General features: G+C 72.5%; 25 protein-coding genes. 20 read left to right on the top strand and 5 right to left on the bottom strand.

What is annotated here, in order from left to right:
* Window positions 1-16: 16 nt before the first annotated feature.
* The 7 genes from fliG (at window position 17) to ACLF3M_RS02035 (ending at window position 7,099) form a co-directional block, all read left to right on the top strand.
* On the top strand, window positions 17-1,003 hold the full coding sequence (gene fliG / locus ACLF3M_RS02005; RefSeq protein WP_430655168.1) for a flagellar motor switch protein FliG: 987 nt from the start codon (window positions 17-19) through the stop codon (window positions 1,001-1,003).
* Entirely contained in the window at window positions 1,000-1,593 is a 594-nt protein-coding gene (locus ACLF3M_RS02010) for a hypothetical protein (RefSeq protein WP_430655169.1), read from the top strand. Before fliG ends, ACLF3M_RS02010 begins: the two co-directional genes overlap by 4 nt.
* A complete protein-coding gene (gene fliN / locus ACLF3M_RS02015) occupies window positions 1,590-1,913 on the top strand; it encodes a flagellar motor switch protein FliN (RefSeq protein ID WP_430655170.1) in 324 nt (107 codons plus the stop codon). The genes ACLF3M_RS02010 and fliN overlap by 4 nt, the downstream gene beginning before the upstream one ends.
* Window positions 1,913-3,283, top strand: coding sequence for a sigma-54-dependent transcriptional regulator (locus ACLF3M_RS02020; protein WP_430655171.1), 1,371 nt, complete (start codon window positions 1,913-1,915; stop codon window positions 3,281-3,283). Before fliN ends, ACLF3M_RS02020 begins: the two co-directional genes overlap by 1 nt.
* A 9-nt stretch (window positions 3,284-3,292) precedes the next feature.
* On the top strand, window positions 3,293-5,359 hold the full coding sequence (gene flhA / locus ACLF3M_RS02025; protein WP_430655172.1) for a flagellar biosynthesis protein FlhA: 2,067 nt from the start codon (window positions 3,293-3,295) through the stop codon (window positions 5,357-5,359).
* 154 nt (window positions 5,360-5,513) lie between these two features.
* The gene (locus ACLF3M_RS02030; RefSeq protein ID WP_430655173.1) at window positions 5,514-6,368 is read left to right on the top strand and encodes a GTP-binding protein; all 855 of its coding nucleotides are present in this window, start codon (window positions 5,514-5,516) and stop codon (window positions 6,366-6,368) included.
* Window positions 6,365-7,099 carry an AAA family ATPase gene (locus ACLF3M_RS02035; protein ID WP_430655174.1) on the top strand — a complete coding sequence of 245 codons (735 nt, stop codon included), beginning with the start codon at window positions 6,365-6,367 and terminating at the stop codon, window positions 7,097-7,099. Before ACLF3M_RS02030 ends, ACLF3M_RS02035 begins: the two co-directional genes overlap by 4 nt.
* A 100-nt stretch (window positions 7,100-7,199) precedes the next feature.
* On the opposite strand, the gene ACLF3M_RS02040 is transcribed toward ACLF3M_RS02035, so the two are convergent.
* Entirely contained in the window at window positions 7,200-8,399 is a 1,200-nt protein-coding gene (locus ACLF3M_RS02040; RefSeq protein WP_430655175.1) for a methyltransferase domain-containing protein, read from the bottom strand.
* A gap of 210 nt (window positions 8,400-8,609) precedes the next feature.
* Here ACLF3M_RS02040 and ACLF3M_RS02045 point away from each other — a divergent pair, with 210 nt between their 5' ends.
* Window positions 8,610-8,807 (top strand): hypothetical protein, encoded by a 198-nt coding sequence (locus tag ACLF3M_RS02045; protein WP_430655176.1) that lies wholly within the window; start codon window positions 8,610-8,612, stop codon window positions 8,805-8,807.
* Here ACLF3M_RS02045 and ACLF3M_RS02050 read toward each other — a convergent pair whose 3' ends face one another.
* Window positions 8,808-10,478, bottom strand: a complete 1,671-nt coding sequence (locus ACLF3M_RS02050; RefSeq protein WP_430655177.1) for a formate--tetrahydrofolate ligase — start codon at window positions 10,476-10,478, stop codon at window positions 8,808-8,810.
* Between the two features lie 237 nt (window positions 10,479-10,715).
* Between ACLF3M_RS02050 and ACLF3M_RS02055 the strand changes: the two genes are divergently transcribed.
* Window positions 10,716-10,937, top strand: coding sequence for a DUF1289 domain-containing protein (locus ACLF3M_RS02055; RefSeq protein WP_430655178.1), 222 nt, complete (start codon window positions 10,716-10,718; stop codon window positions 10,935-10,937).
* On the opposite strand, the gene ACLF3M_RS02060 is transcribed toward ACLF3M_RS02055, so the two are convergent.
* On the bottom strand, window positions 10,924-11,877 hold the full coding sequence (locus ACLF3M_RS02060) for a Bug family tripartite tricarboxylate transporter substrate binding protein (RefSeq protein ID WP_430655179.1): 954 nt from the start codon (window positions 11,875-11,877) through the stop codon (window positions 10,924-10,926). The two genes, ACLF3M_RS02055 and ACLF3M_RS02060, sit on opposite strands and share 14 nt — an antisense overlap.
* A gap of 85 nt (window positions 11,878-11,962) precedes the next feature.
* Between ACLF3M_RS02060 and ilvD the strand changes: the two genes are divergently transcribed.
* The 4 genes from ilvD to ACLF3M_RS02080 are packed head-to-tail and all read left to right on the top strand — an operon-like array spanning window position 11,963 to window position 16,695.
* Window positions 11,963-13,645: a dihydroxy-acid dehydratase gene (gene ilvD, locus ACLF3M_RS02065; RefSeq protein ID WP_430655180.1), complete on the top strand. Its 1,683-nt coding sequence runs from the start codon at window positions 11,963-11,965 to the stop codon at window positions 13,643-13,645.
* On the top strand, window positions 13,636-14,727 hold the full coding sequence (locus tag ACLF3M_RS02070) for an NAD/NADP octopine/nopaline dehydrogenase family protein (RefSeq protein WP_430655181.1): 1,092 nt from the start codon (window positions 13,636-13,638) through the stop codon (window positions 14,725-14,727). The genes ilvD and ACLF3M_RS02070 overlap by 10 nt, the downstream gene beginning before the upstream one ends.
* Window positions 14,717-15,709, top strand: coding sequence for a 3-hydroxybutyryl-CoA dehydrogenase (locus ACLF3M_RS02075; protein WP_430655182.1), 993 nt, complete (start codon window positions 14,717-14,719; stop codon window positions 15,707-15,709). The genes ACLF3M_RS02070 and ACLF3M_RS02075 overlap by 11 nt, the downstream gene beginning before the upstream one ends.
* Before the next feature lie 23 nt (window positions 15,710-15,732).
* A complete protein-coding gene (locus ACLF3M_RS02080; protein WP_430655183.1) occupies window positions 15,733-16,695 on the top strand; it encodes a Bug family tripartite tricarboxylate transporter substrate binding protein in 963 nt (320 codons plus the stop codon).
* A gap of 48 nt (window positions 16,696-16,743) precedes the next feature.
* On the opposite strand, the gene bktB is transcribed toward ACLF3M_RS02080, so the two are convergent.
* A complete protein-coding gene (gene bktB, locus ACLF3M_RS02085; RefSeq protein ID WP_430655184.1) occupies window positions 16,744-17,931 on the bottom strand; it encodes a beta-ketothiolase BktB in 1,188 nt (395 codons plus the stop codon).
* Window positions 17,932-18,312: 381 nt separating this feature from the next.
* Here bktB and ACLF3M_RS02090 point away from each other — a divergent pair, with 381 nt between their 5' ends.
* From ACLF3M_RS02090 to ACLF3M_RS02110, 5 genes are all read left to right on the top strand, one after another.
* Entirely contained in the window at window positions 18,313-18,633 is a 321-nt protein-coding gene (locus ACLF3M_RS02090) for an integrase arm-type DNA-binding domain-containing protein (RefSeq protein WP_430655185.1), read from the top strand.
* Window positions 18,630-19,229, top strand: a complete 600-nt coding sequence (locus ACLF3M_RS02095; RefSeq protein WP_430655186.1) for a hypothetical protein — start codon at window positions 18,630-18,632, stop codon at window positions 19,227-19,229. Before ACLF3M_RS02090 ends, ACLF3M_RS02095 begins: the two co-directional genes overlap by 4 nt.
* Window positions 19,201-19,542, top strand: a complete 342-nt coding sequence (locus tag ACLF3M_RS02100) for a hypothetical protein (protein ID WP_430655187.1) — start codon at window positions 19,201-19,203, stop codon at window positions 19,540-19,542. Before ACLF3M_RS02095 ends, ACLF3M_RS02100 begins: the two co-directional genes overlap by 29 nt.
* A 24-nt stretch (window positions 19,543-19,566) precedes the next feature.
* Entirely contained in the window at window positions 19,567-20,130 is a 564-nt protein-coding gene (locus ACLF3M_RS02105; protein WP_430655188.1) for a hypothetical protein, read from the top strand.
* 157 nt (window positions 20,131-20,287) lie between these two features.
* Entirely contained in the window at window positions 20,288-20,455 is a 168-nt protein-coding gene (locus ACLF3M_RS02110; protein ID WP_430655189.1) for a hypothetical protein, read from the top strand.
* A gap of 143 nt (window positions 20,456-20,598) precedes the next feature.
* Here ACLF3M_RS02110 and ACLF3M_RS02115 read toward each other — a convergent pair whose 3' ends face one another.
* Window positions 20,599-21,519, bottom strand: a complete 921-nt coding sequence (locus ACLF3M_RS02115) for a LysR family transcriptional regulator (RefSeq protein WP_430655190.1) — start codon at window positions 21,517-21,519, stop codon at window positions 20,599-20,601.
* Between the two features lie 115 nt (window positions 21,520-21,634).
* Between ACLF3M_RS02115 and ACLF3M_RS02120 the strand changes: the two genes are divergently transcribed.
* A complete protein-coding gene (locus ACLF3M_RS02120; protein ID WP_430655191.1) occupies window positions 21,635-22,288 on the top strand; it encodes a hydrolase in 654 nt (217 codons plus the stop codon).
* Between the two features lie 3 nt (window positions 22,289-22,291).
* The gene (locus ACLF3M_RS02125) at window positions 22,292-22,888 is read left to right on the top strand and encodes an isochorismatase family protein (RefSeq protein WP_430655192.1); all 597 of its coding nucleotides are present in this window, start codon (window positions 22,292-22,294) and stop codon (window positions 22,886-22,888) included.
* Window positions 22,889-22,903: the final 15 nt, after the last annotated feature.

Raw genomic sequence — 22,903 nt, forward strand, 5'->3', positions numbered from 1 at the left:
AGTGAGCGGGCGCGGAATGAGCGGACCGCAGAAGGCGGCGACGCTGATGCTCGCACTCGGCGAGGAGCAGGCGGCCAAGATCTTCCTGCGCCTGCACGAGGACGAGATCCGCGACCTATCGCTGACCATGGCCGCGCTCGGCACCGTCTCCTCGGGCCAGGTGGAGGAGGTGACGCGGGAGTTCCGCGCGGCACTCGGTCAGACCGGGCATCTCGTCGGCAGCTACGAGGTGACGGAGCGGCTGCTGCTGAAGACGCTGCCGAAGGAGCGCGTCGCCCAGATCATGGAGGAGATCCGCGGCCCTGCGGGCCGCACCATGTGGGACAAGCTGGGCAACGTGAACGAGGCGGTGCTGGCGAACTACCTCAAGAACGAATACCCGCAGACCGTCGCGGTGGTGCTGTCCAAGGTGAAGCCCGACCACGCCGCCCGGGTGCTGGCGCTGCTGCCCGAAGGCTTCGCGATGGAGGTCGTGATGCGCATGCTGCGCATGGAGACCGTCCAGAAGGAGGCGCTGGAGGGGCTGGAGCGGACCTTGCGGTCGGAGTTCATGTCCAACCTCGCCCGCGGGTCGCGCCGCGACGCGCATGAGGTGATGGCGGAGATCTTCAACAACCTCGACCGCGCCGCGGAGACGCGCATCCTGGCCGCGCTCGAGGAGCGCAACCGCGAGAGCGCGGAGAGGATCCGGGCGCTGATGTTCACCTTCGACGACCTGCAGCGGCTGGACGGGCAGGGCATCCAGGTGCTGCTGCGCGCGGTGCCGAAGGACAAGCTGGTCCTCGCCCTGAAGGGGGCCTCCGAGCCGCTGCGCGAGCTGTTCTTCCGCAACCTCTCGGAACGCGCGTCGAAGCTGCTGAAGGACGACCTGTCGGCGCTCGGTCCCGTCAAGCTGCGCGACGTGGACGAGGCGCAGGGCACCATCGTCGCGCAGGCCAAGGAGCTCGCGGCGCAGGGCCAGATCCAGCTCGCCGACGGGAGAGAGGACGAGATGATCTCATGAGGCTCGGCTTCGCGCTTCCCGATCTGTCGGCGCCGCCGCCCCTGCCTGACGCGCCGCCGCCAGATCCCGCGCTGCTCGAGGCCGCGCGCGCGGAAGGCGAGGCGGAGGGGCATGCGCGGGGCTACGCGCAGGGGCTGGCGGAAGGGATCGCGCAGCAGCGCGCGGCGCAGGAGGCGGCGATCGGCATGAGCCTCGCCGCCCTGGCGACGGCGCTGGAGCAGGCGATGGATCACGCCGAGGCCGTCGCGGTGCGCTGCGCGGAGGCGCTGGCCGGCACGCTCTTCGCCGCGGCGGATGCGGCCTTCGCGGCACGGATCGAACGCGACGGGCTGGTGGAGGCAACGGTCACCGCGCTGCTGCCCGCGCTGACCCCGCCGCGCGAGGCGACGCTGCGCGTGGCCCCCGCGTTGGCCGAGGTGATCGTTGCGCGGCTGCCGGGCTGCGTGACGGTCAAGGCCGACGCAGCGCTCGCGCCGGGCGAGGCGCGACTCGAGTGGCCGGATGGCGCGCGCATCGTCTCGGCGGCGGCGCGGCGCGAGGCGGTGCGGGCGGCGCTGGCGGCGGCGGGATTTGGAGGCGAGGACGCATGAGGAGCGAGCAAGGCTTCGAGCCGGTGCCGGCGACGGAGGCGCAGGAAGCCGCCGCCGCGCCGGTCCAGCGCGACCTGGACGCGGTCTACGACATCCCCGTGCAGGTCAGCGCGGTGCTGGGGCGCGCGACGATGCAGGTGTCGCAATTGCTGAAGCTCGGCCGCGGCGCGGTGGTGGAGCTGGATCGCAAGCTTGGCGAGGCCGTGGACATCTACGTCAACAACCGGCTCGTTGCCCGCGGCGAGGTCGTGATGGTGGACGACAACCGGCTCGGCGTGACCATGACGGAGATCGTCAAGGCGGATCGGGGCACCCCGTGATGGCGCGACTGCTGATCATCGGGTCGCTCGAAGGCGAGCTCGGCGCGGCGGCGCGCGTAGCGATCGCGCGCGGAGCGCGGCTCGCTCATGCCGAAGGCGTGGCGGCGGGGCTGGCGCGGCTGCGCGAGGCCGGCGCGGACCTCGCGCTCGTCGACCTCCGCCACGACGTCGCCTGGCTGGTCGGCATGCTGGAGGCCGAGCGCATCGCCTGCCCCGTCGTCGCCTGCGGCCGCGCCGAGGACGCGGATGCCGCGGTGCGCGCGATCGAGGCAGGCGCGCGGGAATTCCTGCCGCTGCCGCCCGACCCCGACCTGATCCTGGCGATGCTGGAAGCCGCCGGCGCCGAGCCCGCGAACGAGGGCCCGCTGGCGAGCGACCCCGCGATGACGCTGCTGCTGGCGCGCGCGTCGCAGCTGGCCCGCGCCGAGGCGTCGATCCTGGTCACTGGCGAGAGCGGGACGGGCAAGGAGGTGCTGGCGCGGCACATCCACGCGACGTCGAAGCGCGCGCGAGGCCCCTTCATCGCGCTGAACTGCGCCGCGCTGCCGGAGACGCTGCTGGAATCCGAGCTCTTCGGGCACGAGAAGGGCGCCTTCAGCGGCGCCATCGCGACGCGCAAGGGCAAGTTCGAGCAGGCCGATGGCGGGACGCTGCTGCTGGACGAGATCGGCGAGATGGATCCCCGCCTGCAGGCCAAGCTGCTGCGCGTGATCCAGGAGAAGGAGGTCGATCGTCTCGGGGGCGGCGCGCCGGTGAAGGTGGATGTGCGCCTGCTGGCCGCGACCAATCGCGACCTGGCGGCGGAGGTCGGGCGCGGCAATTTTCGTGGCGACCTGTTCTTTCGCCTGTCGGTCCTGACGCTGCACATCCCACCGCTGCGCGACAGGCGCGCGGACATCGTGCCGCTCGCCGCCTATTTCGCGGAACGCTATGCGCGCGCGAACGGGGTGCCGCTGCGCGCGCTGTCGGCGGCCGCGCAGGCGATGCTGCTGGCGCATCCCTGGCCGGGCAATGTCCGGGAGCTCGAGAACTGCATCCATCGCGCGGTGCTGCTGGCCGAGGGCCACGAGATCGGGCCGGCGGCGATCGAGCTTTCGGCGCCCCGCATGCCGGAAGCGCCGGCGACGGCCGACGCACCTGCGCCGAGGCCGCCGGGCGTGACGCCGCTGGTCGGGCGCAAGGTGGAGGAGGTCGAGCGCGACCTGATCCTGGAGACGCTCTCGCACTGCCTGGGCAACCGGACGCGCGCGGCGGAGCTGCTCGGCATCTCGATCCGCACGCTGCGCAACAAGCTGCAGGAATACCGCGCCGCGGGGCTGCCGGTGCCGCCGGCGCCGGGCCAGGCCGGCATCGTGCTGCCGATGGGCTGACACGCCGATATGCCGACGATCACGCTCCCGCATTGGGTCGGCGCGGCGAAGCCCTCGGGCGACGTCGCGCTGGGCCTGGGCGTCGTTCTGCTCGTCGCGGTGCTGGTGGTGCCGCTGCCGGCCTGGCTGTTGGATGCGGGGCTTGCGCTGTCCATCACCTCCTCCGTGCTGGTGCTGATGGTCGCGCTCTTCATGCAGCGGCCGCTGGATTTCACGGCCTTCCCGACCGTGCTGCTGCTGACGACGCTGCTGCGGCTGGCGCTGAACGTCGCGACGACGCGGACGATCCTGACCTCGGGGCACGAGGGGCCGGGCGCGGCAGGCCATGTGATCTCGGCCTTCGGCGGCTTCCTCATGGGCGGCGACGTCCTGGTGGGACTGATCGTCTTCGCGATCCTGCTGGTGGTGAACTTCGTCGTGGTCACGAAGGGATCGGGCCGCATCGCGGAGGTCGCGGCGCGCTTCAGCCTGGACGCCATGCCGGGCAAACAGATGGCGATCGACGCCGACCTCTCGGCCGGGCTGCTGACCGAGGCCGAGGCGCGCACGCGCCGCAAGGAGCTGGAGGAGGAGAGCGCCTTCTACGGCGCGATGGACGGTGCCGCGAAGTTCGTGCGCGGCGACGCGATCGCGGGGCTGGTGACGACCGCGATCAACCTGCTGGCCGGCATCGCGATCGGCACGCTGCGGCACGGGCTACCCTTCGGTCAGGCGATCGGCACCTTCTCGCTGCTGACGGTCGGCGACGGGCTGGTCGGCCAGATCCCGGCGCTGCTGGTGTCCATCGCGGCCGGCATCGTGGTCACCAAGGGCGGCGTGGAGGGGCGCGCGGACAAGGCGCTCGCGATCCAGCTCGGCGGGACGAAGCCGCTGGCGCTGGCCGGCGGCGCGGCGGTGGTCATGGCCTTGATGCCGGGCATGCCGATGCTGCCCTTCCTGGCGCTGGCCGGCGGCGCGGCCTGGCTCGCGCGGGCGCAGTGGCGCGCCGATCGCGCGAAGGCCATCGCCGCCGCGGCGCCGCCGCCCGCCCCGGGCGAGCCGCCGGTCAGCGAGACGCTGAAGATGGACCTGCTCCGGCTCGAACTGGGCTATGGCCTGCTGAGCCTGGCCGCCGGCGATGCGCCACGGCTGTCGGAGCAGATCCGCGCGCTGCGGCGCACGACGGCGCAGGAGATGGGCTTCGTCCTGCCGAGCGTGCGCATCCAGGACAACCTGCAATTGCCCGCCGACACCTATGTCCTGCGCGTGAAGGAGATCGAGGCCGCGCGCGGCGTGCTGAAGCCGCCGCTTCACCTCGCGATCGACCCGTCAGGCAACCCGCCCCCGCTGCCGGGCGAGCGCGTGCAGGAGCCGAGCTTCGGCCTGCCCGCGACCTGGATCGAGGAATCGCGCCGCGAGGAGGCGCTGGCCCTGGGCTGCACCGTCGTCGATTCCGCCGGCGTGCTGGCGACGCACCTGACCGAGGTCGTGAACGAGAACATGGCCGAGCTGCTCTCCTTCGCGGAGACGCAGAAGCTGCTGGATGAGATCGCGCCGGAGCACAAGCGCCTTGTCAGCGACCTCATCCCGTCGCAGGCGTCGCTCGGCACGGTACAGCGCGTGCTGCAGATGCTGCTGACGGAGCGCGTGTCCATCCGCGACCTGCCGACGATCCTGGAAGGCATCCAGGAAGCCGCGCTCGCCGGAACGCGCAGCGTGCCGGGGATCGTCGCGGCCGTGCGGCTGCGCCTGGCGCGGCAGATCAGCGATGCGGCACGCGGGCCGAACGGAATCATCCCCGTCCTCTCGCTCTCGGCGGAATGGGAGCGAGACTTCGCGGAATCGCTGGTCGGCCCCGGTGAGGAGAAGCAGCTCGCGATGGCGCCCTCGCGGCTCTCGGCCTTCATGGGCGGGCTGAAGGACGCCTTTGACGCCGCAAGCTCGGCCGGCGAGCCCGCGGTGCTGGTCTGCTCCGGCGCGATCCGCGCGCATGTCCGCGCGGTGGTGGAGCGCTTCCGACCGCAGACCGCGGTGCTGGCGCATGGCGAGATCCATCCGCGCGCGCGCATCCGTTCGCTCGGCACGGTCGGCGGATGACCTCCTTGCCCATACGCACCGACGTGCGGCCGACGAAGGCGGCCCGCCGGAAGTCCGGCGAGCCAAGGGCCGCAGGCCCGCCGGCGCTTGAGGGCGACGTGCGCCAGCACGTCGCATCCACGTAGTGCGGTTGCGCACGATCCAGGCGGCGCGGATGACCGACGCGCTGGCGACGATGCGGGCGGAGCTCGGCGAGGAGGCCGTGATCCTCGGCACGCGGCGCATCGCGGGCGGGGTCGAGATCACGGCCGCGATGGCGCAGGACGACGAGCCGCTGGTGATCGCGCCGGATGCCGCGCCGAGCGTTGCAATGCCGGCGGCGCTTCGGCGGCACAACGTGCCGGCGGCGCTGGCGACGCGGCTGGCCGGCGCGTCGCTCGACCAGGCGCTGTCGCGCGTGCTGCGCTTCGCGACGCTGCCCGAGGACGGCGCCGTGCTGTTGGGCGGCCCGGCGGGCGCAGGCAAGACGCTCAGCTGCGCGAAGCTCGCGACGCGGCTGGTGCTGGCGAACGCGCCGCCGCTGCTGGTCTCGGCCGATGGGCGGCGCGCCGGCGCGGCGGAACAGCTCGCGGCCTTCGCGCGGGTGCTGAACCTGCCGCTCGCCGTCGCGACGACGCCAGTGGCGCTGGGCAAGGCGCTGGCCCGGCGCGCGGCGGGCCAACTCGCGCTGGTGGACCTGCCGGCCTGCGATCCGTTCGACGCCGCGGCCGCGCGGCGCCAGGCAGCGCTGGCGGAAGCGGCGGGGGCTGCCTCCGTGCTGGTGCTGCCGGCGGGTCTCGACGCCGAGGAAGCGGCGGAAACCGCGCGCGCCTTCCACCTGCTGGGCTGCCGGCTGCTGCTGCCGACGCGGCTGGATGCGGCACGGCGGCTCGGCGGGATCCTGGCGGCGGCGGCGGAGGCCGATCTCGCGCTGACGGAGGCCGGGATCGGGGCGGATGTCGCGGCGGACCTGGTGAGGCTCACGCCCGCCTGGCTCGCGGCGCGGCTGCAGGGGGAAGGACGCGCGTGAGCGGACGGATCATCGCCATCGCCTCGGGCAAGGGCGGCGTGGGCAAGACCTGGTTCGGGATCACGCTGGCCCAGGCGCTGGCGCAGCGCGGGCGGCGCGTGGTGCTGCTGGATGCCGATCTCGGGCTGGCGAATGCCGATGTGCAGCTCGGGCTGTCGCCGCGGGTGGATCTCGCGCATGTGCTGGCGGGCAGGGCGACGATCGCCGACGCGTTGATCGCGCATGAGGCGGGCTTCGCGCTGCTGGCCGGCCGGTCCGGCGCGGCGTCGCTGGCGGAGGCGCGGGATGGCGCGCTGGACGCCGCGCTCGATCTGCCGGCCCAGCTCGCGGCCGGCTTCGACGAGGTCGTGCTGGACCTCGGCGCCGGGATCGGTGGGGCACAGCGCGCGATGCTGGCGCGGGCCGGCGTGCCGCTGCTGCTTGCGACGGAGGAGCCGACCAGCCTGACCGACGCCTATGCCGTGCTGAAGCTGCTGGCGCGCGACGCGCCGGCGGCGGCAGCGCGTCTGGTGGTGAACCTGGCGGGCAGCGCCGGCGCCGGGCAGCGCGTGCATGCCGCGCTGGACGCGGCGGCGGGAAAGTTCCTGGGGCGCGGGATACCGCTGGCAGGGGTGATCCGGCGGGACGCGAAGGTGGTGGACGCGATCCGCGCGCAGATGCCGCTGCTGACGCGGCACCCCACCAGCGTGGCGGCGGCAGAGGTCGCGGCGATCGCGCGCGGGCTGGGGTGACGGCGCGCGCAAGGCCCCCATCCCTCCCCTCCCCCGCAACTGCGGGGGAGGGAGAAGGGCGGCGGCGAAGGTCGTGGGGATCGCGCGCGGGCCGGGGTGATCAGCGCCGGCGCAGGACGAAGAGCGTGCCCGCGACCGGCGCGCCCTTCTCCTCGCGCAGCGTGGCGTCGCGGCGGGCCAATGCCTCGAAGCCGGCCGCGGCCGCCAGGGCCGCGACATGCGCGGGGTCGTGGCGGTAGCGCAGCCCGCTGCCCAACGCGACCGGCGCCTCGCCGGTCTCGACGCTGAAGGCGGCGATCCCGCCCGGGACCAGCACGCCCCGGATGCCGGCCAGCGCCGGGGCGAGGTCGCCGAGGTAGTTCAGTACGTCGGCCGCCACCACCAGCTCGAAGCCCGCGCGCTGGCGCGGCAGCCAGGCCAGCAGGTCGGCTTCCTCCAGCCGGTCATACAGGCCCCGGCCGCGCGCCACCTCCAGCATGCGCGGCGAGAGGTCGAGGCCCGTCATCCGCTTCGCGAAGGGCTTCAGCGCCACGCCCGACAGCCCCGTCCCGCAGCCGAGGTCGAGCACGCGCCGCGCGCCGTCCGGCAGCACGCCCGCACCCTCCAGCAGCGCCGCCAGCAGCGCCGGGGTGCGATAGGCCAGGCGCCCTTCCAGATCCTGGTCGAAGCGGGGGGCGTAGCGGTCGAAGAGCTCCCGCACATAGGTGGCCGGGGCGCGATCGGGGGCGGCTTCCTCGCCCAGCGCGGCAAGCAGGAAGCGCGCCTGCTCCGCGATGGCGCCGTCCCTGCCGGCCTGGTCGATCGCATGCCGGGCGGCCTCGGCGGCGCCCTCGGCGCCGGCCTCGCGGCGGGCATGGGCCAGCGCCAGCCAGGCCTCCGCCATGGCGGGGGCGAGCTCGGTCGCGCGCGCCAGCGGCGCGAGCGCCGCCCCGGCCTCCCCCGCCGCGGTCAGGGCCTGGCCGAGGTTGCGTAGGGTCTGCACCTCGTCAGGCCGGCGGGCCAGCGCGGCGCGCAGCGCGCGGATCGCCTGCGGCAGGTGCCCGGCCTCGGCCAGCGCGGCGCCGTGATTGGCCAGGAACACGAAGCTGTCCGGCCGCAGCGCGACCGCGCGCGCGGACAGGTCCAACGCGCGCACCAGTTCGCCGCGCTGCCGCGCGATCACGCCGAGAAGGTTCAGCGCGTTGGGGTCGTCCTTCTGCCGGGCCAGCACCTTTCGGTAGAGCCGCGCCGCGCCGTCGAGGTCGCCGCGTGCATGCCGCGCCGCGCCCTCGCTCAGCAGTTGGTCGGCGTCCTCCGCCATAAAGGGGTCCTTCCATGGCGCAGCGGTGCAGGGCCGCAACGCGCCCGCCGGGCGGGCCGGGCACCGGGAGCCACGCGCGCGGATTGATAGGCATCGCGCGCCGATGCGTCCATCCGAAGGCGACTGTTGCCGATCGGCAACAACGATCACGAAACGATGCCGGAGGGGGAACGGCCAGGAACTGGCAGCCGTGCCGGGCGCTGCAGGGCCATGAGCGCGCAGCTTCACCCCCATGGCGCGCCGCCTCCGCGGGCGGCGCCCGCCCGGCAGGCGGGCCAGGACAGCGACCCCGGCGAGGTCGCCTTCGACTGCTGGCTGCGGCAGGAGCTCGCGCGGCTCTACGACACGACCCTGTCCGAGCCGGTGCCCGATGAGCTTGCGCGCCTGCTCCTGCCTGGGAAGAAGTAGCTAGAACAGCCCCTCGATCCGTCCCTGGCCATCGAGACGGATGGCTTCGGCCGCCGGCTTCCGCGGCAGGCCGGGCATGGTCATGATCTCCGCGCAGATCGCGACGACGAAACCGGCGCCGGCGGAGAGCCTGGCGTCGCGCAGCGGCAGGATATGGCCGGTTGGAGCGCCGAGCGCAGTGGGATCGGCGCTGAAGGAATACTGGGTCTTCGCGATGCAGACCGGCAGGTTGCCGAAGCCCTCGGCCTCCCAGCGGGAGAGCTTCTGGGCGACCGGCGCGGGGATCGAGACGTCGGCGGCGCGGTAGACCTCCTTCGCGACAGTCCGGACCTTGTCGGCCAGCGGCATCGCATCGGGATAGAGCGGCGCGAAGCGAGCGGCGCCGCGGTCGAGCCGCGCCTTGACCGCGTGGGCGAGCGCCGTCGCGCCCGCCGCCCCATCTCCCCAATGGGTGCAGAGGATCGCCTCGGTATCCAGCCGCGCCATGGCCTGCTGGACGGCGGCGATCTCCGCCGGCGTGTCGGAGGTGAACCTGTTCAGCGCCACCACCACGGGCAGGCCGAACTTGTGCATGTTCTCGACATGGCGGGCGAGGTTGACGACGCCGCGCTCGACCGCGGCCACGTCCTCCCTGCCCAGTTCCGACTTGGCGACGCCACCATGCATCTTCAGCGCTCGAATGGTCGCCACGATCACGCAGGCGCCGGGCTCGAGCCCCGCCAGGCGGCACTTGATGTCGAGGAACTTCTCCGCGCCGAGGTCGGCGCCGAAGCCGGCTTCCGTCACCACGACATCGGCCAGCCCCAGCGCGAGCCGCGTCGCGACCACGCTGTTGCAGCCATGCGCGATGTTGGCGAAGGGCCCGCCATGGACCAGCGCGGGGGAGCCTTCGAGCGTCTGCACCAGGTTCGGGGACAGCGCGTCGCGCAGCAGCACCGCCATTGCGCCGTCGGCCTTGATGTCGGCGGCCGTGATCGCCTTCCCGTCCCGCGTGCGGCCGACGATCATGCGCCCGAGCCGCACCTGCAGATCCGCCATGTCGCGCGCCAGGCAGAAGACGGCCATGACCTCCGACGCGACGGTGATGTCGAAGGCGTCCTCCCGCACGACGCCCTGGGACGCGCCGCCGAGGCCCACGACGCAGTCCCTGAGGTTGCGGTCGTTCATGTCCATCGCCCGGCGCCAGGTCACGCGGCGCGGATCCAGGCCGAGCTCGTTGCCCCAGTACATGTGATTGTCGATCATCGCCGCGAGCAGGTTGTTCGCCGCGGTGATGGCGTGGAAATCACCGGTGAAGTGGAGGTTGATGTCCTCCATCGGCAGCACCTGGGCGTAGCCGCCGCCCGTAGCACCCCCCTTCACGCCGAAGCAGGGGCCGAGGGAGGGCTCGCGCAGCGCGATCATCGTCGTCGTGCCAATGGCGTTCAGCGCGTCGCCGAGGCCGACCGTCGTGGTCGTCTTGCCCTCGCCGGCCGGCGTCGGGCTGATGCCGGTGACGAGCACGATCTTGCCGGGCGGGCGGGCGGAGGCCTCCGCCACGAAGCGCTGGTCGAGCTTCGCCTTGTACTTGCCATAGGGCTCAAGGGCGTCGGCGGGGATGCCGGCGCGGGCGGCGATCTCGGTGATCGGGCGGAGGGTCGCGGCACGCGCGATCTCGAGGTCGGTCGGCATGGCGCGGTGTGTCCCCCCGGTGCTGGTCGTCCCCGGGGCGCTTATCCGGGCACGCGCGAAAGGTAAAGCGGTTGCAATCCGCTGGTGTGCCGTCCACCTGCGGGCAAACCGCCGGGAACCGCTGTTCCGATGCGAGCCGCCCTCCCCGCCGCAGGACGACGCAGGGCATCGTCGACCTGACCGTCGCCTGTCGCTTCCTGCCCTGAGACGAGCGGCGCCGGGCGGCGTTGCGGGGGCATGGCGAGCCCCTGCATCGACGTCTGCCGCTATGACGAGGCCACGGGCTGGTGCCTGGGGTGCGGCATGACAAAGCCCGAGAAGAAGCGATGGAAGAAGGACAAGGCGGAGCGGCCAGTGGTCCGCGCCGCCCTGCCGCCGCGCCTGGCCGCGCTGGACGCGGCGGGGCTGCCGACGGGGAAGGCGGCGAAGAAGAAGCGAAAGGACCTCAGTCCAGCTTGATCCCAAGCTCGCGGATCAGCGGCCGCCACAGCGCGGATTCCGCTGATATCTGCGCGTTGAAGGCGGCCGCGTCGCCGGGCACCGGCTCGGCCGAGAGGTTGCGCACGACCTGCATCACCTCCTCCGTCGCGATCGCCTCGTTCAGCACGGCGTTGAGGCGCGCGACCATCGGCGCGGGCGTGGCCGCGGCGACGCACAGCGCCATCCAGGCGTAAGCCGGGTCGATGTCCACGCCGAGCTCGCGGAAGGTCGGAACGTCGGGCAGCGCGGGCAGGCGCGCCGGCGTCAGCACCGCCAGCGCCCGGGCCTGGCCCTGGCGGATCGCGCCCATCGAGGTCGCGCTGTCCGTCAGCATGCAGTCGATCTGCCCCGCCACCAGGTCCTGCACCGCGGCGGGCGAAGCGCGGTAGGGCACATGCATCGCGTCGAAGCGCGCGCGGCGCGCGAGATACTCCATGCCGAGATGCTGCGGGCTGGCGACCGCGCCCGATCCGAAGGTCGGCGCCTTCGCCCGCGCCGCGGCCAGGAACTGCGCCCAGTCGCGGATCGGGCTTTCGTTGCGCACGATCAGGATCAGCGGGAAGCGCGCGATCAGCCCGACGCCGGTGAGCTGCCGGTCGGGATCATAGGGCAGGCGGGCATAGAGCGCGGGCGAGTAGACGACCATGCCGTTGTCCACCAGCAGCAGGGTGTGCCCGTCGGCAGGCTGCTGCAGCAGCGTCTCGGTCGCGAGCACGCCGCCGCCGCCGGGGCGGTTGTCCACCAGGACGGCCTGGCCGAGCCTGGCCTGCATCTGCCGCCCGATCAGGCGCGCGAAGGTGTCGGTCGGACCGCCCGCGCCATAGGGCACGATCCAGCGGATCTGGCGCTCGAAATTCTGCGCCTGCGCAACGGCCGGCAGGGCGAGCGCGGCGAGGCCGAGCGTGCGGCGGCTGAGCATGGGACGTCTCCGTCGGTCGTTGCCGCAACCTTCGCCGTCACGCGCCGGGCTGGCAAGCCGCGCGATTCCGCCTAGCCTGCCCGTCATGCGCAACCGTTCCCGCATCACGACCGAGGGCCTCGACCGCGCGCCACACCGCGCCTTCTATCGCGCGATGGGGCTGAGCGAGGACGACCTGGCGAAGCCTCTGGTCGGCATCGTGCACTTCGGCGGCGACCAGACGCCCTGCAACCAGACGCATGGCTTCCAGGTGGAGGCCGCGCGGCTCGGCATCGCCGCAGCCGGCGGGGTGGGGCGGGCGTTTGCGGCGCCGTCGGTCTCGGACGGGATCAGCATGAACCACGAGGGCATGAAGTTCTCGCTGGTCAGCCGCGAGCTCGTCGCCGACACGATCGAGGCGACGGTGCATGGCATGGCCTATGACGCGCTGCTCGGCTTCGGCGGCTGCGACAAGACGCTGCCCGGCGTGATGATGGGCATGCTTCGGGTGAACGTGCCGGGCGTGTTCCTCTATGGCGGCTCGGCGCTGCCGGGTCGGCACAGGGGGCGCGACCTGACGGCGCTCGATGCCTATGAAGCCGTGGGCGCCGTGATGGCCGGCACGATGGATGCGGCTGAGGCGGCGGCGATCGAACATGCCTGCCTGCCCACGGTCGGCGCCTGCGGCGGGCAGTTCACGGCGAACACCATGGCGATGGTGGGCGAGGCGATCGGCCTGTCGCTGCCCAACACCTCCATGATCCCCGGCGTCTATTCCGTGCGCGGTGCGGTCGCGCAGGATGCGGGCAAGCGGCTGCTGGCGATGCTCGCCGCCGGCGGGCCGCTGCCGCGTGACATCGTCACGCGCAAGGCGCTGGAGAACGGCGCGGCGATCGTCGCCGCGACCGGCGGGTCCACCAACGCCGCGCTGCACCTGCCAGCCATCGCCAACGAGGCCGGCATCCGCTTCACCATGGAGGACGTCGCCGAGGTCTTCGCGCGCACGCCGCTGATCGGCGATCTCCGCCCCGGCGGGCGCTTCACCGCGAAGGACGTCCACGACGCCGGGGGTGCCGCGGTGATCATCGGCGCGCTGATCCGCAGCGGCCACATCCATGGCGACTGCCTGACCGTGACGGGCCGGACGATGGCCGAGGAATACGCGGGCGCGGAGGCGCCTGACGGCCAGGTCGTACGCGATCCCGCAACGCCGATCGCGCGCGACGGCGGCGTCGCCATCCTGCGCGGGAACCTCTGCCCCGACGGCGCGGTAATCAAGGTCGCGGGGCTGAGATCGCTGGTCTTCGAAGGCGCCGCCCGCGTCTTCGAGAACGAGGAAGCCTGCGTCGAGGCCGTGCGCGCGCGGGCCTACGAAGCCGGCCAGGTGCTGGTGATCCGCAACGAGGGGCCCGTCGGCGGCCCGGGCATGCGGGAGATGCTCGGCGTCACCGCGCTGATCTACGGGCAGGGCATGGGAGAGCAGGTGGCCCTCGTCACCGATGGCCGCTTCAGCGGCGCGACGCGCGGCATGTGCATCGGCTATGTCGCGCCGGAGGCCGCGGTGGGCGGCCCGCTCGCGCAGCTGCGCGACGGCGACCGCGTGCGGATCGACTGCACGGCGCGGCGGATGGATGTGCTGGTGAGCGACGCCGAACTTGCGTCCCGCCGCGCGGCCTGGACGCCGCCGGCGCCGAAGCATCGCGCGGGGCTGCTGGCGAAATACGCGAGGCTGGTGGGCCAGGCGCCGGGCGGCGCCGTGACGCATGAGGGACCCGCGGCATGGCCGTGATGCGCATCGCCGTCCTCGGCGGCGGCAATGGCGGCTTCGCCGCCGCCGCGGATTTCGCGGAGGCCGGCCACGAGGTCCGGCTGTGGCGCACCGATGCCGCCGAGGCCGCGCGCCAGAACGCGGCGGGCGGCGCGATCCTGCTGAAGGACGTGCGCGGGGAGCGCGAGGTCAGGCCCGCGCTGATCACGGCCGATCTCGGCGAGGCCGTGCGCGGAGCGACGCTGATCCTCTGCCCCGCGCCGGCGACGACGCATCCGGCGCTCGGGCCGCGGCTCGCGCCGCATCTGGCGGACCGGCAGGTCGTCTTCGTCACGCCGGGCACGCTGGGCACGGTGATGCTGGCCCGCGCCCTGCACGCGCATCGCCGCGACGCCCGCGTCGCCTTCGCCGAGACCGGGACCCTGCCCTGGCTCGCGCGCAAGCACGGGCCGGACAAGGTCGCGATCACGGTGCGCGCGAAGCGCCTGCCGGTCGGCGTGTTCCCGCTGGATCTCAGCGAGCGTGCGCTGAACGTCATCGGCGCCGCCTTCCCCGGCGTGATCGAGAACTGCGGCGACGCGCTGTCGGGCGCGCTGATGAACGCGGGCCCGATCATCCATCCGCCGCTGATCACGATGAATGCCGGGCCGCTCGAACACTTCGAAAAGTGGGACATCCACAAGGAGGGCACCCAGCCCGCCATCCGGCGCGTGACCGACGCGCTGGACGCGGAGCGCATCGCAATCCGCGAGGCGCTGGGCTATGGCGCGCCGCATTTCCCGCTGGCGGACCACTACGCCAAGGAAGGGCCGGAATGGATGTACGGCCGCGGCAGCCATGACAGGCTCACCGACAGCGGCGACTGGCGCGAGCGCATCGTGCTGGCGAACCACCGCTACATGCGAGAGGACGTGGCCCTCGGCCTGTCGCTGCTCTGCGACGCCGGGCGCGCGGCTGATGTGCCGACGCCACTCGCCGCGGCGTTTCTGGCCATCGGCGGCGCGGTCTGCGGCGACGATTTCTCGCGCGCCCGCCCACTCTCGTCCTGCGGCCTGCCGGACGACGCGGCCGAGCGCGCGAAGGTGCTGGCGCATGGCTTCTGAGCGCCCGCCCGTCGCCTGCCTCGGCGCCGGGCGCATGGGCCGCGGCATCGCGGTGTCCTTCGCCTATGCTGGCCATGACGTCGTGCTGCTGGATCTGAAGCCGCGCTCGGCGGAGGATTTCGCGCGGCTGGCAGGCGCCGCGATCGGGGAAGTGCGGGACACGTTGGCGATGCTGGCGGATCTCGGACTCGGCGAGGCCGTGCAGGTGGACGCGATCGCGTCGCGCGTCCGCGTCGTGCCGGCCGCCGACACCGATGTGCTGCGCGACATGCCCGTCGTCTTCGAGGGCGTGCCGGAGATCCCGGACCTCAAGCGCGAGGCGCTGGCCCAGGCCGCGCAGCACATGGCGCGCGATGCGATCCTCGCCTCCACCACCTCCACCATCATGGTGGACGACCTGTCGCCCGCCGTCCCGAACCCCGAGCGCTTCCTCAACGCGCATTGGCTGAACCCGGCCTATCTCGTGCCGCTGGTCGAGGTCTCGCCGGGGCGGCACACCGACGAAGACGTCACGGCGCGGCTGATGGCGCTGCTGGAGTCCGTCGGCAAGGTGCCGGTGCGCTGCGCGCCCTCGCCCGGCTTCATCATCCCGCGCATCCAGGCGCTGGCCATGAACGAGGCCGCGCGCATCGTCGAGGAAGGCGTCGCCACCGCGAAGGACGTGGACCGCGCGCTGCGCTACGGCTTCTCCTTCCGCTTCGGCGTGCTGGGGATGCTGGAATTCATCGACTGGGGCGGCGTGGACATCCTGCATCACGCCAGCCGCTACCTCGAAGGCGCGCTCGGCGATGCGCGCTACCGCGCGCCGGCGATCGTCGGGCGGCACATGGCGGAGGGCAAGATCGGCATGCAGACCAGCAGCGGCTTCCTGCCCTGGGACCGCATGGACGTCGCGGCGCACAAGCGCCGGCGCCTGGCGGAACTGGTCGCGCGGCTGCGGCAGGAAGGGCTGGCGCGGCCGCCGGTTCTCCCGCAACGATAGGCGCCACGGGAAGGGAGACACCCATGCTTCGCCGCAGCCTGATTGCGAGCCCGCTGGCGCTGGCAGCGTTGCCCGCCGGCGCGCAGGCCCCCTGGCCTGACCGGCCGACGCGATGGATGGTGGCCTATGGCGCGGGCGGCGCGTCCGACCTGTTTGCGCGCCTCATCGCGCGCACGCTGTCAGGTCCGAACACGCCGGCCATCGTGGTGGAGAACCGGCCGAGCGGCGGCGGGATCGTCGCGACCGAGGCCGTGCTCTCCGGCCCCGCCGACGGCAGCAACGTGCTGCACGTGGACAACGGGATGATGATCTACAACCCCGCGCTCTATGCGCGCCTGCCCTTCGATCCCGACCGCGACCTGGTCATGGCCGGCTTCATCGCGCGCTTCCCCTTCTTCATCCTGGTGCGCCCGGAAAGCCCGATCCAGAGCTTCGAGCAGTTCCTGGAGGCGGCCAAGGCGCGGCAGCTGACCTATGCGACGCCGGCGGTCGCCAGCCCCCACCACATGGCGATGGAGCTGCTGCGCGTTCGCGCGGGGCTGCAGCTGGAACACGTGCCCTATCGCGGCATGCCCGCCGTGCTGCAGGACCTGATTGCGGGCCGCGTGGACTGCGCGGTCGCCGACGTGACCAACGCGACGCCGCTGCTGAGCACCAACCGCGCGCGGGCGCTCATCACCTTCGGCGCGAAGCGCGCCGAGGCACATCCCGCCATCCGCACCGCCACCGAGGCCGGCATCGCCAATTGCGTCGCCGATGGCTGGCAGGGTGTGGCCGTGCCGCGCGCGGCCAGCGCGGAGACGGTGGCACGCATCAACGCCGCTATCCGCGGCGCGATGGCGACCCCCGAGGTCCAGCGCCAGCTCGCCAGCACGGGTGCCGAGACCGAAGCGCTCACCGTCGCGCAATGCGCCGAGCTGATCCGGGCGGAGAACGCGGTCTGGCGGCCGCTGATCCGCGATCTCGGCATCCGGCTCGACGCCTGACCAGGCGCTTTGGCGCGGCGGCCCGGCGAAGCGCCGTCGGCCGCCGCTCTACAGCCGCTCGACGATCAGCGCGATGCCCTGGCCGCCGCCGATGCACATGGTCGCCAGGCCATAGCGCCCGCCGGTCCTCTGCAACTCGTGCACCAGCTTCGTGGCAATGATCGCGCCCGACGCGCCGACGGGATGGCCGAGCGCGATTGCGCCGCCGTTGGGATTGACCTTGTCCGCGGCCAGGCCGAGCTCGGCCGAGACCGCGCAGGCCTGGGCCGCGAAGGCCTCGTTGGATTCGACGACGTCGAGGTCGGCCACAGAGAGCCTGGCGCGATCCAGCGCGCAGCGGGTCGCAGGCACGGGCCCGATGCCCATCACGCCGGGATCAACGCCGGCATGGCCCCAGGCGACGATGCGCGCCATGGGCTTGAGCCCGCGCTGCGCGGCCTCCTCGCCCGCCATCAGCACCAGCGCCGCGGCGCCGTCGTTGATGCCGGACGCATTGCCGGCGGTGACGCTGCCGTCGCGCCGGAAGGCCGGCCGCAGCGAGGCCAGCAAGGCCTCGTCGACATCGGCGCGGACATGCTCGTCGGTGTCGAAGACCCGCGTGCTTCTGCGGTCGGCGACCTCGACAGGGAGGATCTGGTCGCGGAAGCGGCCCTCGGCGATGGCGCGCGCGGCACGGCGGTGGCTCTCCGCGGCGAAGCGGTCCTGCGCCTCGCGCCCGATGCCATGCCGGGCGGCGACGTTCTCGGCCGTGATGCCCATATGGCCGTTGCCGAAGGGATCGTTCAGCGCGCCGAGCAGCATGTCCGTCGCCGTGGCCTCGCCCATCTTCTGGCCCCAGCGGGCGGAAGAGAGCAGGTGGCCCGCGCGGCTCATGCACTCCGCCCCGCCGGCGAGCGCCGTCCGCGCCTCGCCCAGCGCGACCATCTGGGCGGCGCTGACGATCGCCTGCAGGCCGCTGCCGCAGAGCCGGTTGACGGTCAGTGCGGGAGTGGCGACGGGCACGCCCGCGCCGATGGCAGCGACGCGGGCCAGGTACATGTCCGCGGGTTCGGTATGCAGCACGGTGCCGAAGACCGCGTGTTCGATGGCGTCGGGTGCTACGCCGGCGCGGCGGATTGCCTCGGCCGCGACGAGGGCGCCGAGCTTCGTCGGCGGGTGCCCGCGCAACGCGCCGCCGAAATCGCCGATGGCGGTGCGGACGGCCGAGAGGATGACGATGTCGGGGGTCTGGGCCATAGGCGGGGTATCCTGCGCCCCCGGCAAGCCGGGGATGGAGCGGGCGATGGGAATCGAACCCACGACATTCAGCTTGGGAAGCGGCTTCCTGGCAGCCTCGGAAGCCGGTTTGCGCGCGCGGGTCGACGCGGTCCCTCACCAGAACAGTGTCTTAGCGGCTCCCAGCGTATCTGGCCATATCACCCAGTAGCGCTGCCCTTGTGCCCCCGGCGAAAATGGGGGCGGAATTGGGGGCACGGCCAAGCTGGACGGGGGCACATGGGCCCCCTCCGCGCGGCCCGGGAAGCGATGAAGCGGGACATCACCGACGCCTGGCTGCGCACGCTGCAGCCGCCGCAGGATGGCAGGCTCGAGGTGCGGGATGCCCGATAGCCCGGCCTCGTGCTGCGCATGACGTCCACCGGCGCCGCCACCTGGAGCGTCCGGACGCGCAGGACGGACGGCAAGCACACCCGGCCGAAGCTGGGCACCTGGCCGGCGATGGGCATTGCGAAGGCCCGGAAGGAAGCGAAGGCGGCGATCGCCGCGGTGCAGAGCGGCGGCGACCCGGTCGCCGAGAAGCGCCAGGCGCGGGAGGCGCGGCGACGCGAGCAGGCCGAGCGGCGCGGCGCCGGCACGGTCGCCAGCCGCCTGGCGGAGTGGCAGGCCGCGAGGAAGGCGGATCCGGCCGGGCCGTGGTCCCTGAAGTACGCGGCCGAGTGAAGCGCGTCTGCGACCAGGCCGTCGTGCCCAAGCTCGGCGATCGCGTCCTGGCGGAGACCACGCGCGAGGACTGGACCCGGCTCATAGCCGGCTGGCGTGCGGCAGCTGCTCGGCCGAAGGCGAAGCCGAAACCGGGCGAGAAGGGCAAGAGCGGCGCGCCAGGCCGCGACGGCGCCGGCGCCGCGGCATTCCTCTACCGGATGGTCTCGGCCTTCCTGAACTTCGCCGAGATGCAGGGCTGGATCCCGGCGCCGCTGCTGCCCCGGAAGGGTGCTGGCGTCATCGCGCCGCCGCTGGCGGCGCGCGCGCGCGCGCTCAGCGAAGCCGAGCTGGTCTGGCGCGCCGCCGATCGCGAGCCGCCGAAGCTCAGTGCCTTCGTGCGGCTGCTGATCCTCACGGGCGCGCGCGAGGCCGAGGTCGCCGACATCGCCGCCGGCGAGCTCGACCTCGGGGACGGGCGCTGGGCCATCCCTGGCCACCGGACGAAGAACGGGATCGGCTACGTGCTGCCGCTGTCGCCACTCGCGCTCGTGGAGCTGCGCGCGGTGTGGCCGAACGAGACGCCGGATGCGGAGCATCCGTCTGCTCGGCCGTGACGGAGGCAGCGGCTTCAAGGGCTTCGGCCGCCTGAAGGCGCGCATGGACCTTGCGGCGAAGATCCCGGCCTGGCGCTGGCACGATCTGCGGCGCACGGTGCGCACCGGCCTGGCGCGGCTCGGCGTCTCGCCCGACCACGCCGAGGCCGCGATAAACCACGTCTCGCACCGGACGAAGCTCGAGCGGACCTATGCCCGGGACGATTATGGGCCAGAGGTCCTGGCCGCCTTAAGCCTATGGCAAGGGCACGTCGCCGGCCTGGTCGGCGCAGCGGCGCCGGTGGTAGCGCTGGCAGAGCGTCGAGGCGCATGAGCAAGTCTGACTAGAGGCTCTGCCGTGACTGAGGACAAGTCGACCCGTGGTCGGGTGATCCGTGAGGCGCGCGTTACCCGCGAGATGGTGCGGGAGCAGCCGGATAGGCTGTTCGTGTTCGGAGACAACATGGAGCGGCGCGGCTTTGGCGGGCAGGCCGCTGCGATGCGCGGCGAGCCGAACGCCATCGGCGTGCCGACGAAGTGGAAGCCGGAGCGCGGGCAAGATGCCTACTTCACCGATGCAGACGCCGACCTGTTCCAGGTGCGCGACGCCATTTTCACGGCGTTTCAGCAGATGGAGGCGGCGCTTGCTGCCGGGCGTAATGTGGTGATCCCGGCCGATGGCCTCGGGACCGGGCTGGCGGATCTTCCGACCCGTTCGCCCCGCATCTATCGCGACATAGAGCGGCGCATCGCTAACCTGACCGCAGAGCCTACCAATGATAGACCCGCTGCACCCTTTGGCCGTCTACCGTTTGCAGCCCGGCGCCGAGTTGACCAGGCTTCTGCTTTGCGCTGCAAAAAACGCGCCGCTGACCAGGCTAAGGTCAGCGGGGCTGAGGGGAGCGCGCGGGCCTACACCTGAAGGATCCGAGGACGAGCTCAGCACGACTGCGGGTCGGAGGTCCTCGCCGCGCTGAGACAGTGGCAGGGGCATGTTGACGGTCTGGTCAGGGTGACAGCCGAGGCGATTCCACTGGTTGACAGGCGCCGCGCTCGCCGCACCTGGGCTACGATGCGGCATGGCGGCGCTTCCGACATCGACCACCACCTTGGCCGAGCTCGAGGACTGGTCGATCGAGCTGCGGTGCGGCTGCCGCGTGGTGTTCATGCCGTGCAAGCTGCTGGCGCGGGACCACGGCGGCCATCATCAGGTGCCCCGCCCAGACGGCGCGTGGTGGGATATCTGATCCACGAACGCCCGTCATCGCACAGGAGAGTCCGCTTCGGGTCGGACTCGGCGGTAGACCCTGCGGCGGGCGGGGCTACCGCGCACTTGGGCCGATTGCAGACCCCCACGCCGGCCGAATAGCATAGCGGGGAAATCCGCAGGTCACGCTGCGGTTAGTCTATCTTTGCCTCTCTCTCGGGTGGCTTCCGCCGCCACGCCGGCGAGCTCCTTCTGGAAATCGGTCCGGATTCCGCGCCGGCCAGAGCCTCGGCGTTGCGCCAGGACGAGAGCGACGGTCGCCGCGGGCCGAAGCGGCAGGGTGGCGATACAGTCACCGGCACGAGAGGCGACCGCCCAGGGCAGGATCGCCACGCCCACGCCCGCGGCGACGAGGTCCAGCAGCATCATCGTGTCGCTGGTTTCCAGCGCGCGCTTCGGGACGAACCCCGCCGCCCGGCAGAGAGCGTCGATCGCCAACTGCAAGCCGCATCCCTCGTGCTGCGTGGCGATGACGAAGCGTTCCGTCGCCAGCGCATTCACCGCAGCCAGCTCCCCGCGTGCCAAGGGGTGATCGGTCGACGTGGCCAGCACGAGCGGCTCCCGCCAGACCTCGGACAGCAGCAGCGCGGGATCCTTCAACGGCGCAACCACGAGGCCGACATCGATCTCCTCCGCTTTCAGCGCGCGCACCTGGGCGGTGGTGGACATCTCCCGCAGCGTGATCGATGCGTCGGGGTGCCTCGCGCGCAGGCGGAGCAGCGCCCGTGGCAGGACCGCATGCGCCGAGGATCCTTCGAAGCCGATCCGCAGGCTGACCGGCGCCGGCCCGGTGCTGCGCACGGCCGCCACCGTCCGCGCCCCCTGTGCGACGAGCACCGTGGCCTCGCGCCGGAAGGTTTCGCCCGCCGGCGTGACGGCAACGCCGCGCGGGCCGCGGGTGAAAAGCGCGACGCCCAGCTCCGCCTCCAGCGCTGCAATCGCGCGGCTCAGAGGCGGCTGCGAGATGCCGAGCAGTTCCGCCGCCCGCCGGAAGGAGAGCGTCTCCGCCACCGCCAGGGCGTAACGCGCCTGCCACAGTTCCATGATGCTTCCTGGGTATCGGTCGCTGCCCAAACGATATTGGACGCGTATCGCGTCTGCACTCTACATCGATCGCGGTGCCGTGGCACGCCCCGCGGCCAGCACGAGGAGAGACCCGATGCCCACCGCCGTCGCCAGGCCCGGCGCCACGCTGCTGTCGCCCGCCGACCATACCCTCATCCTGATCGACCACCAGTCGCAGATGGCCTTCGCGACCAAGTCCATCGACGCGGTGCTGCTCCGGAACAACGCTGCGCTGGTCGCCAAGGCCGCGGCCGAGTTCAAGGTCTCCACCATCCTGACCACCGTGGCGGAGAAGAGCTTCTCCGGCCCGATCTTCACCGAGATCAAGGACGCTTTCCCCGGCGCCGACGCGATCGACCGCACCACGATGAACACCTGGGAGGATCCGCGCATCGCGGAGCGCGTGAACGCGATCGGCAAGGGCCAGATCGTCTTCGCGGGCCTCTGGACCAGCGTCTGCATCGTCGGCCCGGTGCTGTCGGCGCTCGACCAGGGTTTCGAGGCCTATGTGATCGCGGATGCCTGCGGCGACGTGACGGACGAGGCGCATGAGCGCGCGATGCAGCGCATGATCCAGGCCGGTGCGCGCCCGATGACGAGCCTTCAGTACCTGCTCGAGTTGCAGCGCGACTGGGCGCGGGGCGAGACCTACAACCAGACCGTCGCGACCTCGATCGCGCATGGCGGCGGCTACGGGCTCGGCCTGATCTACGCCAAGACCATGTTCGGCGGCGGCGAAGGGCACTGAGCGGTGAAGGCGCTGTTCACGCCCGCCGATGCGGCGATGCTGCTGATCGACCACCAGGTCGGCACGGTGAAGCTCGCCGTCAGCACGCCTCACGACGAGATCGTCAGGAACACGCGGGCGCTGGCCCGCACGGCGGTGGAGACCGGTATGCCGCTGGTCCTCACCTCGAGCCAGGAGGACCGATTCCAGGGCCGGCTCTTCGCCGACCTCGAGGAGATCGCGCCCGACGCCTACGCGGCGCGCGTCAAGCGCCCCGGCGTCGTGGATTGCTGGACCTACGCGCCCTTCCGCGACGCGGTCCTCGCGACGGGGAGGAAGAAGCTGATCATGGCCGGGCTCACCAACGACGTCTGCATCGTCTATCCCGCGATCAGCGCGACGGAGGACGGCTTCGCCGTGCAGGTCGTGGTGGATGCCGGCGGCTCGCCGACCAGCGCCGCCGACGCCGCGGCGGTCGAACGCATGCGAAGCCACGGCGTCACGATCACCTCGACCAACCAGGTGATGGCGGAGCTCGCGACGGACTGGGCGAGCCCGACCGGCGCGGCGATCCAGCGCATCATGTACGAGGAGGTGCTGAAGCGCCTGGTCGAGGGCTGAGGCGGTGGAGGCCGG

The sequence above is a fragment of the Falsiroseomonas sp. HW251 genome (assembly GCF_050563545.1).
Classification (GTDB): domain Bacteria; phylum Pseudomonadota; class Alphaproteobacteria; order Acetobacterales; family Acetobacteraceae; genus Falsiroseomonas.

What these genes read in the sequence shown, in the direction of transcription:
- ACLF3M_RS02040 (WP_430655175.1), bottom strand. Translation starts at nt 8,399, where the DNA reads ATGGCGGAGGACGCCGACCAACTGCTGAGCGAGGGCGCGGCGCGGCAT.
- ACLF3M_RS02070 (WP_430655181.1), top strand. Translation starts at nt 13,636, where the DNA reads ATGGCCGTGATGCGCATCGCCGTCCTCGGCGGCGGCAATGGCGGCTTC.
- ACLF3M_RS02080 (WP_430655183.1), top strand. Translation starts at nt 15,733, where the DNA reads ATGCTTCGCCGCAGCCTGATTGCGAGCCCGCTGGCGCTGGCAGCGTTG.
- ACLF3M_RS02110 (WP_430655189.1), top strand. Translation starts at nt 20,288, where the DNA reads ATGGCGGCGCTTCCGACATCGACCACCACCTTGGCCGAGCTCGAGGAC.
- ACLF3M_RS02055 (WP_430655178.1), top strand. Translation starts at nt 10,716, where the DNA reads ATGGCGAGCCCCTGCATCGACGTCTGCCGCTATGACGAGGCCACGGGC.
- ACLF3M_RS02020 (WP_430655171.1), top strand. Translation starts at nt 1,913, where the DNA reads ATGGCGCGACTGCTGATCATCGGGTCGCTCGAAGGCGAGCTCGGCGCG.
- ACLF3M_RS02050 (WP_430655177.1), bottom strand. Translation starts at nt 10,478, where the DNA reads ATGCCGACCGACCTCGAGATCGCGCGTGCCGCGACCCTCCGCCCGATC.
- fliN (WP_430655170.1), top strand. Translation starts at nt 1,590, where the DNA reads ATGAGGAGCGAGCAAGGCTTCGAGCCGGTGCCGGCGACGGAGGCGCAG.
- fliG (WP_430655168.1), top strand. Translation starts at nt 17, where the DNA reads ATGAGCGGACCGCAGAAGGCGGCGACGCTGATGCTCGCACTCGGCGAG.
- bktB (WP_430655184.1), bottom strand. Translation starts at nt 17,931, where the DNA reads ATGGCCCAGACCCCCGACATCGTCATCCTCTCGGCCGTCCGCACCGCC.
- ACLF3M_RS02060 (WP_430655179.1), bottom strand. Translation starts at nt 11,877, where the DNA reads ATGCTCAGCCGCCGCACGCTCGGCCTCGCCGCGCTCGCCCTGCCGGCC.
- ilvD (WP_430655180.1), top strand. Translation starts at nt 11,963, where the DNA reads ATGCGCAACCGTTCCCGCATCACGACCGAGGGCCTCGACCGCGCGCCA.
- ACLF3M_RS02010 (WP_430655169.1), top strand. Translation starts at nt 1,000, where the DNA reads ATGAGGCTCGGCTTCGCGCTTCCCGATCTGTCGGCGCCGCCGCCCCTG.
- ACLF3M_RS02100 (WP_430655187.1), top strand. Translation starts at nt 19,201, where the DNA reads ATGCGGAGCATCCGTCTGCTCGGCCGTGACGGAGGCAGCGGCTTCAAG.
- ACLF3M_RS02115 (WP_430655190.1), bottom strand. Translation starts at nt 21,519, where the DNA reads ATGGAACTGTGGCAGGCGCGTTACGCCCTGGCGGTGGCGGAGACGCTC.
- ACLF3M_RS02075 (WP_430655182.1), top strand. Translation starts at nt 14,717, where the DNA reads ATGGCTTCTGAGCGCCCGCCCGTCGCCTGCCTCGGCGCCGGGCGCATG.
- ACLF3M_RS02045 (WP_430655176.1), top strand. Translation starts at nt 8,610, where the DNA reads ATGAGCGCGCAGCTTCACCCCCATGGCGCGCCGCCTCCGCGGGCGGCG.
- ACLF3M_RS02120 (WP_430655191.1), top strand. Translation starts at nt 21,635, where the DNA reads ATGCCCACCGCCGTCGCCAGGCCCGGCGCCACGCTGCTGTCGCCCGCC.
- ACLF3M_RS02030 (WP_430655173.1), top strand. Translation starts at nt 5,514, where the DNA reads ATGACCGACGCGCTGGCGACGATGCGGGCGGAGCTCGGCGAGGAGGCC.
- flhA (WP_430655172.1), top strand. Translation starts at nt 3,293, where the DNA reads ATGCCGACGATCACGCTCCCGCATTGGGTCGGCGCGGCGAAGCCCTCG.